The organism is Brevibacillus sp. JNUCC-41 (assembly GCF_014844095.1).
Lineage (GTDB): Bacteria > Bacillota > Bacilli > Bacillales > DSM-1321 > Peribacillus > Peribacillus aracenensis.
This window is the reverse complement of sequence record NZ_CP062163.1, coordinates 3543160-3560738: the sequence shown is the minus strand read 5'-3', so window position 1 is coordinate 3560738 and position 17579 is coordinate 3543160. Positions and strand designations below refer to the sequence as shown.

The window sequence follows — 17579 nt, the reverse complement described above, 5'->3', positions numbered from 1 at the left end:
CACCTAATTATATGAATTATTCAAGTATGTATTGTAACATAATTTGGGGTAATTATAGGAATTACGCTTAACGACTAATTTCGGAAATAGAAAAAACGAAGTGGTTTGCACCACTTCGTCCTTCATTTACAATTATTTGGCGTATTCGACTGCTCTTGTTTCACGGATGACCGTGACTTTTATATGACCTGGGTAATCGAGCTCTTCTTCAATCCTTTTCCGGATATCACGTGCGAGTCGATGTGCAGAAAGATCATCGATTTGTTCTGGTTTCACTAGAATCCGCACTTCTCGTCCGGCTTGAATCGCAAAAGATTTTTCCACTCCATCATAGGATTCAGAAATTTCCTCAAGTTTTTCAAGTCTTCTAATGTAATTTTCAAGCGTTTCACTTCTAGCTCCCGGTCTTGCAGCTGATAATGCATCAGCGGCAGCCACAAGCACTGATATGATGGAAGTTGGTTCCGTATCGCCATGATGTGAAGCGATGCTGTTAATGACAGTTGGATGCTCTTTATATTTGGTTGCTAATTCAACGCCAATTTCAACATGACTGCCTTCCACTTCATGATCAATCGCTTTCCCAATATCATGCAATAAACCTGCACGACGGGCAAGAACTTCATCCTCACCAAGCTCAGCGGCCAGTAAACCTGAAAGCTGGGCCACCTCAATTGAATGTTTAAGTACGTTTTGCCCATAACTGGTACGGAACTTCAAACGTCCTAGTATTTTGATGAGATCTGGATGGAGACCGTGAACACCAACTTCAAAAGTTGTTTGTTCACCAATTTCACGAATATGTTCATCTACCTCACGTCTTGCTTTGTCAACCATTTCTTCAATGCGAGCCGGATGGATCCGTCCGTCCTGAACAAGTTTCTCAAGAGCCAAGCGTGCCGTTTCCCGTCTAATTGGATCGAATCCGGATAAAATGACAGCTTCAGGAGTATCATCAATAATAAGGTCAATACCTGTTAGCGTTTCTAACGTCCGGATATTTCGTCCTTCACGTCCGATTATCCGTCCTTTCATTTCATCGTTTGGAAGATTTACTACAGAAACGGTGGTTTCTGCAACATGATCAGCCGCACAACGCTGAATGGCAAGAGAAAGGACTTCTTTTGCTTTTTTATCAGCTTCTTCTTTGGCACGGGTATCACTTTCTTTAATCATAAGCGCTACATCGTGAGCCAGCTCGTTTTCCATTCGGTCGATAATGATTGCTTTAGCTTCTTCACGAGTTAAACCGGAAACACGTTCAAGCTCTGTTTGCTGCTTACGAACCGTCTCGTCCACTTTGCTTTCCATCTCTTCAATATGCTGTTGTCTTTGGTTTAGAGAATCTTCTTTTTTCTCCAAAAGGCTCTCACGTTTGTCTAACGTTTCATCCTTGCGGTCCAGATTCTCTTCTCTTTGCAATAACCGATTTTCTTGTTTTTGTAATTCGTTCCTTCTTTCACGGGCTTCCCGATCCGAATCGGCACGAACTTTATGAATTTCATCTTTTGCTTCCAACAAGGCTTCTTTCTTAAGTGCTTCCGCTTCACGTTTTGCATCCTCAAGGATGTGTTCTGCAGAGCCCTTTGCCCCTGCTATTTTACTCTCAAATTTTGATTTGTGAATAAAATAACCAACAACTGCACCGACGATTAGGCCAAGCAAAGTGAAGATGATTGTCATGGGTTCCATCGTTTCACCTCCCCTTGCTATGAACTTTTTACATAAAATGTTGAACTGTCGGCAAGTACATTGCACATAAATTCAATATACAGCACTTAATTTTCAAAATTTTAGTTTGAAAAATTGTAAAATATACATATTAATTGTATAGTTGAGAATTTTTATTGTCAAGCGTTTGTCCCTTATGTATCAATGTTTATTCAAGTTTTCTTGATAACAACCATCATAATCTACAGCATTCATTATGGAAGAAGTCTGTGAATCTGATTTCAACGCCCTTTAATCCGCTGAAAATTTCGCACTTTTCTCAAAATATACATAAAAGGCCTAAGCGAACAAGCTTAGGCCTTTTTTAAATATCATTAATCAAGCAATTCAAAATGCTCTTCTGGTTCATTTTCTTCTGGCGGTAATTCATGCTCTCCATCGAGGTTATAGTGATCTCTGATTTTCTGAGAAATTTCCTGAGCGATATCCTGATTTTCTTTCAAGAACAGCTTCGCATTTTCGCGACCTTGTCCGACACGCTCTTCATTGTATGAATACCACGAGCCACTTTTAAGGACGATATCAAGATCTGCACCCATATCGATGATTTCACCTTCCTGTGAAATCCCCTGACCATACATGATGTCAACTTCTGCTTGACGGAATGGTGGAGCAACCTTGTTTTTTACAACTTTGATTTTCGTTTTATTACCGACGATTTCATTACCTTGTTTTAATTGTTCCGCACGGCGCACTTCCAGACGAACAGTTGAATAGAACTTTAACGCCCGGCCTCCCGGAGTCGTTTCCGGATTTCCAAACATAACACCGATTTTTTCACGGACTTGGTTAATGAAAATGGCAATGGTATTTGATTTATTAATGGAACCAGACAGTTTTCTAAGTGCCTGAGACATCATCCGGGCTTGAAGACCCATATGGGAATCTCCCATTTCGCCTTCGATTTCAGCTTTAGGAACAAGTGCTGCCACCGAGTCAATGACAATGATATCCACCGCTCCGCTTCGAACTAACGCTTCAGCGATTTCTAAGGCTTGTTCACCCGTATCAGGCTGTGAAAGCAGTAACTCATCGATATTGACACCAAGTTTTTCTGAATATGCTGGATCTAAAGCATGCTCGGCATCAATGAATGCAGCCGTGCCGCCAGTCTTTTGTACCTCTGCAATAGCATGTAATGCAACAGTCGTTTTACCCGAGCTTTCAGGTCCATATATCTCAATTACACGGCCTCTTGGATATCCGCCCACTCCCAATGCTACGTCCAATGCTAAGGAACCGCTTGAAATCGTTGAAATCCTACGATCAGTCTGTTCCCCAAGTTTCATAATAGAACCTTTACCAAATTGTTTTTCAATTTGTTTTAACGCCATATCTAAAGCCGCTTGACGATCACTCACTCAATTTCCTCCTCTATATTCAAATAATCGGCTGCCCGATTAAAGGTGTACTTACGTTAGCAATTATTTGAGATCAAGGTTTGTACCCTGTCTCAAAACCTATCTTTACTATATACTCTTTTTACAATTTTGCCAAGCAAAAAGTCGAACATTCATTCGTTTTTTTCTTTCGGGATATTCTTTGTAAAAAAGCGTTTTATCTAAAGGAAATCTCCATTTCATTTCACTTACTCCCTAAAAAAAACATTTTCATTGAATTAACTTTTTTCTTTTTTTCCCTATTTTTCAAGAAACAAACTTCTAAAACCAAAATAAAAAGCAGAGCTGTAAAAAGCTCTGCTTATAGAGTTTATAAATCCCTTAATAGGTAATGACAGCCGTATTTCACACTCCGAATACGGTTTTGCGCCCTGCTTCCTGAAAGATTCAACTCCTTGAAATGAGTGTTTCCATCCCGATAGGAAATGCCAATAAATACTGTACCTACAGGCTTGCCTTCTTGTTCATCCGGCCCTGCAACGCCCGTAAAGCTTATGCCTACATCCGCATCGAGCTTGTTCCGGACATTAGAGGCCATTTCCATAGCACACTCACCGCTGACCACTCCATACTCGGATATGGTATCATCACTGACACCGAGGACATTAGCCTTCGCATCATTCGTATAGCAGACTATTCCGCCTTTGAAAACTTTACCGGCGCCCGGGATGGTTGTCAGCTGTTCTTGGAACATCCCTCCGGTCAAGCTTTCAGCTGCCGAAATTGAAAGCTTGCGGATCGTTAATTCTTTTACAAGTTCCTTTATTAGCGAGGTATTATCACTTCCATAATGGAACTTGCCGACCCTGCTAAGAATTTCTTTTTCCGCTTCCAAAATAAGCTCTTCGCATTTTTCTTTAGATGAGTCTTTAGCGGTGATCCTTAACGTCACTTCCCCTTCGGCTGCCAGCGGGGCAATTGTCGGATTCGTTTGATTGACAAGAAGATCTTCAATCACCGTTTCCAGTTCGGCTTCACCTATACCGTAGAACCGAAGAACCTTGGAATCGATTCGTTCATGCTTTTCCAATTTATTCATGATCTTTTCATAACCATAACTTAAAAACATCGGCTCCATTTCACTTGGCGGCCCAGGTAGAAGCATATATGTAATCCCAGATTTGGACAAGACCATTCCCGGTGCCATCCCATGATCGTTTGCCAACACTTCACTGCCTTCTAAGACGAGGGCCTGCTTTTTGTTGTTTTCCGTCATCGGACGTTCCCTTTTTTGGAAGTAGGCTTCAATGGATTGCAATGCTTCATCATTAAAAACGAGCTTTTTCCCTATATGGCGAGCAATCGTTTCTTTCGTTAAATCATCTTTGGTTGGACCAAGTCCACCGGTAAAGACAATCAAATTTGCCCTTGATTCAGCGATTTCTATAGCTTGTTGTAAACGGCGGTCGTTATCCCCGACCACAGTATGGTAAAAAACGTTGATCCCCATTTCCGCAAACTGCTGCGATAAGAATCTTCCATTAGTATTATTGATTTGCCCTAAAAGAAGCTCTGAGCCCACTGCAATGATTTCTGCATCCATCTTTTCAAAACCACCATTCGTTTTACTTTGAATTAACAAATACTTCTTTGTTTTTTATAAAATAATCCAAACCTGACCAGATTGTAAAGATTAATGCAATCCATAATGCGATATTAGCAAAAGGAAGTGAAATGAGGGCAAATGGAAGGTTATGCAGCAATAAAGCCGATATAGAAACAATTTGTGCCCATGTTTTAATTTTTCCAAGCTGGTTCGCTGCAACCACTTCCCCCGTACCCGCTAACACCAAACGTAATCCGGTGACCGCAAATTCACGACTTATGATCACGATGGCGATCCAAGATTGACCGTACATTAAATCTAGATCAACCAAAACGATTAAGGCAGCCGAAACCAGAAGTTTATCAGCCAATGGATCTAAAAATTTCCCTAAATCAGTAATCATATTATATTTTCTGGCAAAATGGCCATCGATCCAATCCGTAGTGGAAGCGATAATAAAGAGGATGGCTCCAGCCAGATGCGCCACTGGCAAACTGTATTCTCCCCAAGTTAGTGTCCCCCATGAAAAAGGAACGAGCATGATGATTAAAAATACTGGTATTAAACAGATTCTTGCTACTGTAATCTTATTAGGCAGATTCAAAACTTTTACCTCCAAAATTTACGCCTGCCATTTGGGCAATGCGTCTTAGACTAAAATAATGCTTATATGTATAATTTAACTCAAAATCCAATCTTATATGCCGGGTAAACCATTTACTGCAGCCTTACTTTTGTATATATAGAGCAAAAATAGTCATCTATAAGATGACTATTCGGCTTTCGTAAATTGTATCGTAACCAATTGCGTATTCACTTCAGTCGGTGAAATGGAATACTCCAGCTTCTCATCATTCACATAAATCTCAGTTTCATATGCCCTGCCTATATTGATGACAGCTTCTTTCTCATTGGTGAAATCAATTTCCTGGCTCTTGTCCTTGTCGATGGTGCCCTGGAAAAGTAATTTACCTTCACCATTTTTTATGCCTACCCATGGTGAGCCTTTGGAGGTCACCTTTAATTTAAAGGTATCGGTATTTTTTAATTCATACGTACTATTTTTACCGCTGGAACTGGTGACGGCAAGGTTTTGCTCTTTCTTTTCATCCTTGACAACTGCATCATCTTCATTCTTCTTATCAGATGAATCTGATTTTTCTTCATTCTGTTTTTGGTCTGCATTCTCTTCTTCTTTGTTAAACTCTTCACTTTTATTGTATCCCACGGCATCGCTCTGTTTTGGGTCCTTTTTGTCATCGTTATCCGGATTACTCATATAATTCAATACAAGCACCCAAATCAATACGGCCACACCAATGACTAAAACGGCAGCCAAGATCTTCGGTAACATTTCTACAACTTTTGAATTTCCTGCCGGTATGGTTTTCCGGGATTGGACCCTTGAAAGCTGTTCTGGCAATTCCTCGCTATAGACCGATGGTATCTCACTCTTATATTGTTCGAAAATCTCTTCTGAATCCAGTCCGACCGCTTCACAATATTGCTTTATGAATGCCCGTACATAGAACTTCCCAGGCATCATGCTGTAATTTCCCTCTTCAATGCCAATGAGGTAACGTTTTTGAATCTTAGTTAATTCCTGCAAATCATCCAAGCTAAGGCCTTTGGCTTCCCTAGCTTCCTTTAATCGATTACCTAACTCAGTCAAATAAAACACCTGCCATTTTAAAAGTCAAAGGAACCAAAATCCGACCCCGAAAACTGGTCTTTTTGGTCGACAACTTCATATGTTATTTCTTCTTCAGGATTGTTTCGCAATTCAATAATATAATCAAAGTCTTCAAGAGTATACTCCGTATTTTGGACAAAAACATCCGGATGTTCGATTACTTTGACAGCATCAAGCCTCATAATTTCGCGAATCAACTGCCAATGACGTTCATTTGCACGGCGAGTTGAAACAATCCCATCTAAAATGAACAAATTATCATTATTATATTCATCCTCAATTAGCTGACTGCGGATAGTCTGCTTTAAAAGGGTCGATGACACAAACAACCATCTCTTATTAGCACATACACTCGAGGCTACGATAGATTCAGTTTTCCCGACACGTGGCATTCCTCGTATCCCAATCAATTTATGACCTTCCTGTTTAAATAGCTCGGCCAGGAAATCGACAAGCAAGCCTAGTTCATCACGAACAAACCTAAAGGTGTTTTTCTCATCAGCATCGCGCTGAATATAACGTCCATGCCTGACTGCGAGGCGATCACGCAATTTAGGTTCCCTAAGCTTAATGACCTTTATCGTATCCATCGTACGTAGGATTGACTCGAACCTTTCTATATTACGGCTGTCTTTCGCCAACAAAAGTAACCCCCGCCTGCCTTCATCGACCCCGTTGATGGTGATGATATTAATGGAAAGCATACCCAGAAGGGATGATATATCCCCTAATAAACCAGGGCGGTTGACTTGAATTTCATATTCAAAATACCATTCTTTATTATCCACGATAACACTCCTTAAGCCTAAAAGTCTTTACCCTCTCAGGGGCAAAAAACTCATCCATCGGAAATTTCAAGGTCTGAACACTTTAATAGTAATTGTCTAGCTTCTATAATATAGCATTTCGTGATAAGTTAAAAGGAAAAACCCTAGAAAAATATTCATTTTTATATAAGGGGATAAATAGGCATCCACTTCAATCCAAAAGGCCCTGTTATTTAATAACAGGGCCTTTTGGATTGATATTTTACTTCGTTCCATTGTTCTCGACTAACCTGACCATGACGCTTGCCATGGCATGCTTTTCTTGATCGTTTGCGACCGACCAAAGATCAGCAAGCACTTTTTCTTGATCATTCTGGGGCTCAACCTGATTAGCCAGGTAATCACCGATTTCGAAAGCCAAGTTGTTAACAGCACTTTCTGACAAACCTTGTTGTTCACCTTGATTTAATCTGTCGCCTAAGAAATTTTTCCATTGATCCCAATTGTCCAGTACAGACATGAATGGTCACCCTTTCCTTCAAAATAGTACATAGATATTTTGTGAAGGAACCGAGAAAATTATACATGTCTAAAAAAAATCATGTGTACCATCCGCCATTTACACCTAAGATTTGCCCGGTTATATAAGACGACTTGTCGGAAAGCAAATAGTATACGGCCTCTGCGACTTCTTTTGAATGGCCCATCCTGCCCATCGGAATATCGCCTTTGATGATTTCCAGGTCTTCCGCACTGAATGATTCGAGCATGGAAGTGGAAATCGCACCGGGGGCAACGGCATTCACCCGGATTCCATTGAGCGATACCTCTTTGCTAAGCGCCTTGATAAAAGCATTTTGACTGCCCTTGACCATAGAATATAACACTTCACAAGATGCACCTGTCTGCCCCCAAATCGATGTGACCGCAACGATGGCAGCCTGTTCTTGGTACATGAGCTTTGGAAGCAGTTCCTTTGTTAATTGGAAAGGGCTCGTTACATGCAGCTGGACCATTTCATTAACGATTGTCTCATCCATGTCCGATATAAGCCCATAATAGCTATTGCCACTATTAAGGACGATTGCATGGAGGGCAAAAATATTTTCCGCCAATTTCTTGTATCCATCCGCTGCAGCCAAATCCGCTTGAACCGGAATAAGTTCGACTTGATGAGGCTTCAGCTCTTCAATCAGTTCAAGTATCGCTTCTTCATTGCTGTTATAATGTAAATAAAGTGAGTAATTCTCCTCGGCGAGCTTTATAGCTATTTCCCTGCCGATTCCTCCGCTGGCTCCAGTAATAAGGGCAAAACGTTTCCCCACATTGCCGCCCCCTTTATATTATTTAGGAAGTACCTGGCAGACAGTCATCCGTTGATCGGATATTAAGTCCTCAGCGACCTCCCTGATATCTTCAATCGTTAGTTTTTCCAATACCGATACAACATCGAACAAGTTCATATCATTGAATGCATATCTGGTGAATTGATTCGCTATATATTCCGGCGAGTTCAGGGAGCGAAGGAAAGAACCGATTTTTTTCTTGATTGTCCTTTGCAGGCTTTCTTCATTCAGGCCAGTTCCGGCTTTTGATTTTTGCAGGATACCAAATAAAGACTCCCTCAACTCATCAGGTTTGGCACTGTCCCCGCCAATTAACGCAAACCCAAAACCTTGTTCCTGGGTATAATCATAAGAGAAGGTTTGATCGATCAACCCTTCCTCATATAGCTCCTCATGCAAAGGTGAACTTTTGCCAAATAGCATTTCCAAATATATATTGGTCGCCAATTCCCTTTTCAAAAGCTGTAAACCGGATTGGTGCACATTGATGGCCTTGATGCCCAGCATCACTTTTGGTGTCTGGACATTCATTCTTAAGACTTCCTTATCCTTGGCAACGACTTCCGGCTCTTCGTCAAATTTACGTTCCACTGCAGGTTGTTCGTTGTACCCTTTATTATTTTGATTATCCCTAATCAGTTTCATGGTGCTTTCGACATCTACCGGTCCTACAACGAATAGGAGCATGTTGCTAGGATGGTAAAAAGTATTATAACATTCGTAAAGCATATCCTTCGTAATATCCGCAATCGATTCCACAGTTCCGGCAATATCGATTTTCACTGGGTGTTGATGATACATATTGGCTATCGTCCCGAAATATAATCGCCAGTCTGAATTATCATCATACATATTGATTTCCTGCCCAATGATTCCTTTTTCCTTCTCTACCGTCTTTTCCGAAAAGTAAGGTTCCTGGACAAAGTCAATTAAGGTAGTTAGATTTCTATCGAAATCGGACGTGCTTGAAAATAAATAGGCTGTACGGGTGAAAGAAGTAAAAGCATTTGCAGATGCTCCCTGCTTTGAAAATTGCTGAAAAACATCACCATCTTCCTTTTCAAATAGCTTATGTTCAAGGAAATGGGCAATCCCATCAGGTACTTTAGAGAATTCCGTTCCATTCAATGGTTTAAAATGGTTGTCAATTGAACCATAATTAGTCGTGAAAGTCGCAAATGATTTATTGAACCCACTTTTCGGAAGAATATATACTTCTAGACCATTATCCATTTTTTCATGGAAAAGTTCTTCTTTCAATTGAGTGAATGCTATTTTTTCCATTACCCTTGCACCTCCGCTTCCGTTAGGAAATAAATCGTATCAAGCTGAATTTTTTGACCGACTGCAATGATTTCTTCCTTTGTCGTCCGCTCTGTTTTTGCAAACCAATCGTCGAGCGATATATCCTGCCCGGAAACCACATTATGATATAAAATTTCCACAAGACCTCTCGAAACGTCAATGGTTTCAAGGAGTTGGTTCTTAACGACCGCCTTTGTCTGTGCCAGTTCCTCTTCGGAAAAGTTCCCTTGCTTCATTTCCTTCATTTGTGCATGGATGATATCCAATGCTTGCTTGTAGTTGGCATTCTCAATGCCCGCCATGACCATTAAAAGTCCTTTATGACTTTCGAGCCTTGAAGCTGCATAATAAGCAAGGCTGGCTTTCTCCCTGACATTAATGAAAAGTTTCGAATGTGAAAAGCCACCAAAAATCCCATTGAATAGCTGGAGAGCATAATAATCCGGATCACCGTATGCAACTTGGGTTCGATAACCGATATTCAATTTACCTTGTTTTACATCCGAATTTTCGATTATTTCTTTTTCCTTCTCCACTACCTTGCCCGGCTTCCTTTGCAGTCTCACAGGCACTCGTTCTTGCAACGACACATGCTTGTCAGCTAGAGCCTCCACTTCCGATTCATTGATGTCACCGATTACATATAAATCGATTTCATCCTCCGTCAGCACTTTTTTATAATAGGCGTAAAGGGATTCTGGAGTTATCGTTTCCAAGTCTTGAAGATTGCCGCTCGCTTCTAGAGCATATGGTTCCTTTTTGCACATTTCCTCTACAAGGCGTGTAGCTGAGTATCGCATCTTGTCATCGGAAATGGATTGAATCCGCTGTTTTAAAGAACGGATTTCATTGGAAACCGTTTTAGAGTCAAAGGCTTCGCCGTTCTTCTTCGGATTAAAGATCACTTCTGATAATAACCCAAAAGCCTTTTCGAGAAGGGGGGTTGAATCACTAAGGAACTTTTCATTGACGATATCGATCGTAAAACTTATGATTTGATATTCTCCTTTTTTAGCAACATCGACATAAAACCCTGCTCCATATAAATCATCAAGATACGATCGAAGCTCGGGTGTTGTAGGGTATTTACTTGTATTGCTTTGTAACACATATGGCAGTAATGCACGATATGTAACGTCCTCTTTTGTCAACGGGGCTTTCATCTTCAGCACGAGAGTATTCGTTTTATATTTATCCGTCTGGACTACATGAAGCTTGTAACCGCTTTTTTCCGTAATTGTATCGGAAGCAATAGACATGAATAATCCTCCTCATTATATAAATCACCTTTATTAGCTTATTGTTTGTAGATTGGAACCCTTTTAAACATCTACTTAAAATATACATGTGAAAGGAAAAATCATGCAAGTTACAGCTACTTTTTTTGGTATTTCACCAGCCTCACCATCACTTATGGCTCAAGCTCAAAAGACAAAACCGGCCAGCAAAGTTTGCTGACCGGTTAAATATTTATCTTTTCCCTTTGATATATGGCTGTCCGGATGCCTTCGGAGCATCTGCACGTCCAATAAAACCAGTTAGTGCAATGATCGTCAGAACATAAGGAGCGATCAAGAGATAAACCGATGGAATATCCTTGAAGAAGGGAAGGCTCGAGCCAACGATACTTAAACTTTGTGCCAAACCAAAGAATAACGCAGCACCCATTGCCCCGATCGGGTGCCACTTACCAAAAATCATGGCGGCAATGGCCATGAAACCTTGACCATTAATTGTCGCATGATTGAATTCATTCGAAAAGATGGTAGCATAAATCGCTCCGCCGATACCGCCAAAAGCACCTGATAATAAAACGGCGGCATAGCGGATTTTCGTAACATTGACACCCATCGTGTCAGCAGCCATCGGATGCTCACCCACTGCACGGATCCTTAACCCGAAAGGTGTTTTATAAAGTACGTACCAAACGACAAAGGATATTAGAATCGCTATATATACGATATAATAACCATTTGAGAAAAAGATGGGTCCTATAAATGGAATATCACTTAGTAACGGAACATCAATCCGTGGGAATGTTTCTGTGATTCTATCAGTTTGACCTTTGTCAAAAATCAGCTTCACCAAAAACATGGTCAGACCTACTGCCAACAAGTTGATGGCGACCCCACTGACCGTTTGATCCGCCCTGAACGTAATGCATGCCACAGCATGCAGAATGGAAAACAGCAAGCCGGCAATCATTGCCGCCAAGACTGCCAGCCAAGGAGTCCATTCCCCAAATACATCAGCAAACATTAAGTTAAAAACAATCCCTGTAAAGGCACCAATGACCATCAAACCTTCTAAACCGATGTTTATGACACCTGCCCGTTCAGAAAACACTCCTCCGAGTGAAGTAAAAATAAGTGGAGCAGCTAGAGCAATCATTGATGGAATAATAATTTGTAATACTTGGTAAAAGTCCACTTATTTCACCCCTTTCTTAAATCGAGCGGCAATCCAACGAATAAAATAACTGGATGCGACAAAGAAAATGATCAATGCTATGACAATATCTACTATTTCACTTGGTATGCCGGTTTCCAGCGGCATATTTAAGGCACCTGCTTTCAGCCCCCCAAATAATAAGGCTGCCAGCACGACACCAATAGCCGTATTCGCTCCTAGTAAGGCTACTGCAATCCCGTCAAAGCCCATACCTGTGAATCCGCCTTTAACTGCGGCATAACCGAAAGTTCCAAGGCCTTCCATCGCACCTGCAAGCCCTGCAAACGCACCTGAAATAACCATGGAAAGTATGATGTTCTTATTTACACTCATCCCTGCATATTCGGACGCGTGCTGATTGAAACCTACCGCTTTCAGTTCAAAGCCGGTTTTTGTCCTTTCAAGAAGGAACCACATGATGATTACGCAAATAATCGCGACCACTATTCCCCAATGCATCCGGGAAAAATCCGTAATGCTTTCGAAAAAAGGAGACCGAAGTGATGCTGTATCGGCAATTCTTTCTGTTTTATCCAGTTTGTCAGTCATTACATTCCTAATTAAATAATTCGTCACATATAAAGCTGTATAATTCAACATGATAGAAACGATCACTTCATGTACGCGGAACTTAGCTTTTAAATAACCAGGGATAAATGCCCACAAGGCGCCAGCAACTGCACCAGCTAAGATGGCAAATGGTAAATGGATGATCCTTGGAAGATCAAAAGCAATTCCGACCCAAACTGCCGCCAGCCAGCCTACAATTAATTGCCCTTCCACGCCGATATTGAATAGGCCCGTGCGGAAAGCAAAAGCCACTGCCAAACCAGCAAGGATATAAGGGATGATTGTCCTGACGGATTCCCCTACATAATAAGAATCCCCAATAATTCCATTTATCATGGAGCCATAGCCGGCAACTGGGTCATAGCCGCTTACTAACATGATTATTGCCCCAACGACCAAGCCGAGGATAACTGCTATTAACGGACTCGTTAATTTAGATAAATACTTAGACATTTTGTTTTCCACCTGCTTCCGTCCGTTTACTGCCGGCCATAAGAAGGCCAAGCTCCTGTTCAGTCGTTTCTTTCGGATCGACAATTGCGACGATTTCCCCTTCGTATATAACGGCAATTCTATCGCTCACATTCATGATTTCTTCCAATTCAAATGATATGAGAAGTACCGCTTTTCCTGCATCACGCTGTTCAATTAGACGTTTATGGATAAACTCGATCGCTCCGACATCAAGTCCGCGTGTTGGCTGTGCGGCAATCAATAAATCCGGGTTCCTATCAACTTCCCGGCCGATGATAGCTTTTTGTTGATTCCCTCCAGAAAGCGCCCTTGCCGGGGTATATTCACTCGGGGTGCGAACATCGTAACTTTTGATCAATGAACGGGCTTTTTCGAAAATTTTCTTTGAGTTCAAGATACCTGCTTTTGAAAAAGGCTTTTGATAGTAGGTTTGCAAGACAATATTTTCCCCAATGCTGTAATCGAGGACCAAACCATGCTTATGTCTGTCTTCCGGAATATGGCCGACACCTGCTTCAGTGATCTTACGCGGCTTAAGGTTCCTGATCTCTTTTCCATTTAGCTTTATCGAACCTGCTGTTGTCTTCCTTAGTCCAGCCAATGCTTCAATTAGTTCGGATTGACCATTTCCATCTACACCAGCGATACCGACAATTTCTCCTGCACGGACTGTTAACTCCAAATTCCGAACAGCTGAAACGCCCCGGGAATCCTTGACTTCAAGTTCACGAACTTCAAGAACTACATCCGAAGGAGTGGCTGCCGCTTTTTCCGTCTTGAATAGAACTTCCCTACCGACCATTAAGCTGGCCAATTCGTCAGGGTTCGTTTCGTTGACATTCACTGTACCGATTCCTTGCCCTTTGCGTATAACCGTTACCCGGTCACAAACCTCCATGATTTCCTTAAGTTTGTGTGTGATTAAAATGATAGATTTCCCTTCTTTGATAAGGGCTTTCATAATATATATCAATTCCTTGATTTCTTGAGGAGTCAATACAGCGGTCGGTTCATCAAAAATCAATATCTCCGCACCGCGGTAAAGCGTCTTAAGAATCTCGACACGCTGCTGCATCCCTATTGAAATATCGGCAATTTTTGCGTAGGGGTCAACACGAAGCTGGTATTGTTCTGATAGTTTCCTAACTTCCTCGCTCGCTTCTTTCAAATCGATCTTACCCGCTTTTGATGGTTCTTTTCCTAATATGATATTTTCCGTTACTGTAAAAGGGTCAACGAGCATAAAATGCTGATGGACCATCCCAATCCCTAAATCATTGGCAATGTTAGGACTGGTAATCTTGACTGGCTTGCCATTCACACGGATTTCTCCCTGCTCAGGCTGATATAAGCCGAATAAAACATTCATCAAAGTGGATTTACCCGCGCCATTTTCACCTAATAATGCGTGAATCTCCCCTTTTTTAACCTGCAGGGTAACGTTATCATTTGCGACGATGCCGGGGAATTCCTTACGGATATTGAGCATCTCAATTACATATTCCACGTATTATCAACTCCTAAAATGAGTGTACATATTCTTAAATCATTTAATTGCTGCTAGTAACTTATTGATTTTTAAAAAAACCAAATGAAAAACTACGATTCTATCATAGTTTTTCATTCGAAATTTTTCAGTGCAAAGAGTTATTGGGAAAAGAAAGAATAGAGGGCAATCCTGCCTCCCTATTCTTTCTGGCATTACAGCTTATAAACCAAGTTTTTCGAATTCTTCATCCGTACCCGGAACTACGAATTCACCTGATTTGATTTTTTCTGTCCACTCTTCGACCGCTTTTAAAGATTCTTCTGTAACGTTATCTTTTGTATCGGAAATGCCTACACCGTTTTCTTCGATACCGTACTCAATTACTTTTCCGCCAGGGAAGTTTCCTTCTTTCGCTTTCTCGGAAAGGTCTTTAACTGCTACGTCAACTCGTTTCAGCATGGAAGTCAGTGTGATATTGTCGTCAGTTCCCGGAACTGCCCCTAATTTAGCTTGGTCGCTATCTACACCGATAACATAGATTTCTCTTTTAGGATCTTTTTGCTTTTGCTCTACAGCTTCAGTGAATACACCTTTTCCAGTTCCTCCAGCAGCGTGATAAATGATATCGATACCAGAAGAATACATGGAGCCTGCAGTGGATTTACCGATATCAGCTTTATTGAAGTCTCCCGCATATTTAACTTCAACTTTCGCATCCGGGTTTACAGATAATACCCCAGCCTTAAAACCAACTTCGAATTTCTTGATTAATTCAGATTCAACACCGCCGATAAAACCGACCTTGTTTGTTTTCGTTTGCAATCCGGCAATTACACCTACAAGGAATGAACCTTGCTGCTCTTTAAAATTAATGCTGGCTACGTTCTTTTTATCAACAACAGTATCCACGATAGCAAAGTGTGAATCCGGACGTTGGTCAGCCACTTCACCAACAGATTCGGCTAAAAGAAAACCGATACCATAAATAAGTTGGTAATCTTCACGTACAAGCGTATTCAGGTTTTTAGCGTAATCGGCATCTGATTTAGATTGCAGGTAGTTATAGCCATCTTTACCTTTTTCCAGACCATTATCTTTACCGAATTCCTGAATGCCCTTCCAAGCGGATTGGTTGAACGACTCGTCATCCACGCCGCCTGTATCAGTTACCATCGCAACCGTGAAGTTATCTTTGTTTTTCCCATTTGAAGATTCTTTATCATCATTCTCTGAATTACCACATGCCCCTAGTAGCGTACCGGCTGCAAGAACAAGTGAAAGAGCTAGTCCTAATTTGCGCTTTTTCAATTTTTATCCCCCTAATTTACATAGTTTTTTGAGCAGGAATGTTCTGAAAAGTCATTTATGTTTGCGTTTTCACTTCTCGTTAATTTTTTTTGCTTATGTTTGATTTGAATTTTACGGAATCAAAACAAACGCTTGCATTCACCCGTATGCAGAGTCAGGGCCTACACACGTTTACGAAGAACATGAAAGCTGAACATATTGGCTTTAAAGTAGTTAACAGAATACAGGATAGGCTGGTCCCAATCATCCAGATGCATCTGCTTTAAAACGAGTAGTGCGGCTTCTGGAGAGCATTTAAGGATAGGAGAAACTTTCTCATGGTATCCAATAGGCTCAATCTCCGCTACGGCATGCGTAATTTTCCGATGCGCATCTCTTTCCAAAATATCAAAAAGAGACTCATCGTTCCGGTCAAAATTTTCTGATAGTATAGATTCAGGAATTTTGTCAATGCAGTAGACAACTGGCTCCCCATTCGCTGTCCTTACTCGCTCGATGATGACGATGCGTTCATCTGTTGAACATGAAAACCTGCGTATATCCTCTTCTGTAGGTTCTTGGGCCGTCGAGCTTAAGAAAATCGTACCCGGTTTCATTCCTGCCTCTTCAATCATGTTCGTGACACTTTTTAATTGCTCGATACCTGAAGTGAACCGAGGTTTCGGATTGACGAAAGTCCCAACTCCATGGCGGCGAATGATGATGTTTTCTTCTTCTAAAATTCGCAGCGCTTCTCGAAGTGTCGCCCTACTCACTCCCAATTTTTTTGCAAGATCGAATTCTGAAGGGAATTTTTCATTTTCCTGATAGACTCCTGCTTCAATATCCTGCTTCAGGTAATCAATGACCTGCAAATATAAATGTCGACTATCTGATTTTATTGACATACAGTTTCCCCCAGCTAATTTCTTAAGACATCAGACCTCTGATGTTGAATCATTCCTACTAATCGAAAATAATATAACATTTTTTTTGATATAAATAAATAGTGTTTTACTATTTACTTTAAAAGAATTTAGGAGAAATTACCCTTACATGTGTCTTTCAATCTAGATAAGACCGCGAAATTTGTACGATTATTCTCCTAAATCAGATAAATTCATTTTGAAAATGCAAAATGAATGCCGCTCTGTTCAAGATGATGTTTTCCTGTATAATAAGATTTATCTTCTTTGAAGGGATGTACACAAGATGTTAAAGATTACAGAATACACGATCGAAAAATTGAATGATCCATTTGGTATTTTGTCCGGGGAACGTTACGAGTTGTTCTTGGATATTGAAGTGCCTGAAGAGGATGAGCTCTTTTCAGAAAATGGTTTATATATCAGGGTGCTTTTTGCTGTGGAAGAACAAATAGGCAAATTGATTAAATATGATATTTTTGAAAAAGGGAACGAAGGCGCACTCGAATTTGATTTAGAAGATGATGAAGAAGCGATGATTACCGACTTCTGCCTTAAACATTTGGACGAGGCGATGAATAATTAAAAAACCGG

At 40.9% G+C, this 17579-nt stretch carries 16 protein-coding genes; 1 reads left to right on the top strand and 15 read right to left on the bottom strand.

Annotation, left to right across the window (positions count from 1 at the left end; all coding sequences use genetic code 11):
• Positions 1-132: 132 nt before the first annotated feature.
• The 15 genes from rny to JNUCC41_RS17300 form a co-directional block, all read right to left on the bottom strand.
• Positions 133-1692, bottom strand: coding sequence for a ribonuclease Y (gene rny / locus JNUCC41_RS17370; RefSeq protein WP_063231807.1), 1560 nt, complete (start codon positions 1690-1692; stop codon positions 133-135).
• Positions 1693-2045: 353 nt separating this feature from the next.
• Complete coding sequence (gene recA, locus JNUCC41_RS17365) at positions 2046-3092, bottom strand: recombinase RecA (protein WP_098370967.1); 1047 nt, start codon at positions 3090-3092, stop codon at positions 2046-2048.
• Between the two features lie 349 nt (positions 3093-3441).
• The gene (locus JNUCC41_RS17360) at positions 3442-4674 is read right to left on the bottom strand and encodes a competence/damage-inducible protein A (RefSeq protein ID WP_192204081.1); all 1233 of its coding nucleotides are present in this window, start codon (positions 4672-4674) and stop codon (positions 3442-3444) included.
• Positions 4675-4696: 22 nt separating this feature from the next.
• Positions 4697-5281 carry a CDP-diacylglycerol--glycerol-3-phosphate 3-phosphatidyltransferase gene (pgsA, locus tag JNUCC41_RS17355; RefSeq protein WP_034313524.1) on the bottom strand — a complete coding sequence of 195 codons (585 nt, stop codon included), beginning with the start codon at positions 5279-5281 and terminating at the stop codon, positions 4697-4699.
• 168 nt (positions 5282-5449) lie between these two features.
• Entirely contained in the window at positions 5450-6358 is a 909-nt protein-coding gene (locus JNUCC41_RS17350) for a helix-turn-helix domain-containing protein (RefSeq protein ID WP_228467356.1), read from the bottom strand.
• Positions 6359-6366: 8 nt separating this feature from the next.
• Positions 6367-7158: a DUF3388 domain-containing protein gene (locus tag JNUCC41_RS17345; RefSeq protein WP_034313530.1), complete on the bottom strand. Its 792-nt coding sequence runs from the start codon at positions 7156-7158 to the stop codon at positions 6367-6369.
• A gap of 241 nt (positions 7159-7399) precedes the next feature.
• A complete protein-coding gene (locus JNUCC41_RS17340; protein ID WP_192204079.1) occupies positions 7400-7657 on the bottom strand; it encodes a DUF3243 domain-containing protein in 258 nt (85 codons plus the stop codon).
• Positions 7658-7736: 79 nt separating this feature from the next.
• Positions 7737-8462, bottom strand: coding sequence for an elongation factor P 5-aminopentanone reductase (gene ymfI / locus JNUCC41_RS17335; RefSeq protein WP_192204078.1), 726 nt, complete (start codon positions 8460-8462; stop codon positions 7737-7739).
• 18 nt (positions 8463-8480) lie between these two features.
• Positions 8481-9767: an EF-P 5-aminopentanol modification-associated protein YfmH gene (yfmH, locus tag JNUCC41_RS17330; protein WP_192204077.1), complete on the bottom strand. Its 1287-nt coding sequence runs from the start codon at positions 9765-9767 to the stop codon at positions 8481-8483.
• Positions 9767-11047, bottom strand: coding sequence for an EF-P 5-aminopentanol modification-associated protein YfmF (gene yfmF, locus JNUCC41_RS17325; protein WP_192204076.1), 1281 nt, complete (start codon positions 11045-11047; stop codon positions 9767-9769). Before yfmF ends, yfmH begins: the two co-directional genes overlap by 1 nt.
• A 211-nt stretch (positions 11048-11258) precedes the next feature.
• Positions 11259-12218: an ABC transporter permease gene (locus tag JNUCC41_RS17320; RefSeq protein ID WP_192204075.1), complete on the bottom strand. Its 960-nt coding sequence runs from the start codon at positions 12216-12218 to the stop codon at positions 11259-11261.
• Positions 12219-13262, bottom strand: coding sequence for an ABC transporter permease (locus JNUCC41_RS17315; RefSeq protein ID WP_192204074.1), 1044 nt, complete (start codon positions 13260-13262; stop codon positions 12219-12221).
• Complete coding sequence (locus JNUCC41_RS17310) at positions 13255-14790, bottom strand: ABC transporter ATP-binding protein (RefSeq protein WP_192204073.1); 1536 nt, start codon at positions 14788-14790, stop codon at positions 13255-13257. Before JNUCC41_RS17310 ends, JNUCC41_RS17315 begins: the two co-directional genes overlap by 8 nt.
• 201 nt (positions 14791-14991) lie before the next feature.
• Complete coding sequence (locus tag JNUCC41_RS17305; RefSeq protein WP_192204072.1) at positions 14992-16080, bottom strand: BMP family lipoprotein; 1089 nt, start codon at positions 16078-16080, stop codon at positions 14992-14994.
• Positions 16081-16241: 161 nt separating this feature from the next.
• The gene (locus tag JNUCC41_RS17300) at positions 16242-16967 is read right to left on the bottom strand and encodes a GntR family transcriptional regulator (protein ID WP_192204071.1); all 726 of its coding nucleotides are present in this window, start codon (positions 16965-16967) and stop codon (positions 16242-16244) included.
• A gap of 304 nt (positions 16968-17271) precedes the next feature.
• Here JNUCC41_RS17300 and JNUCC41_RS17295 point away from each other — a divergent pair, with 304 nt between their 5' ends.
• On the top strand, positions 17272-17571 hold the full coding sequence (locus JNUCC41_RS17295; RefSeq protein WP_192204070.1) for a DUF6509 family protein: 300 nt from the start codon (positions 17272-17274) through the stop codon (positions 17569-17571).
• Positions 17572-17579: the final 8 nt, after the last annotated feature.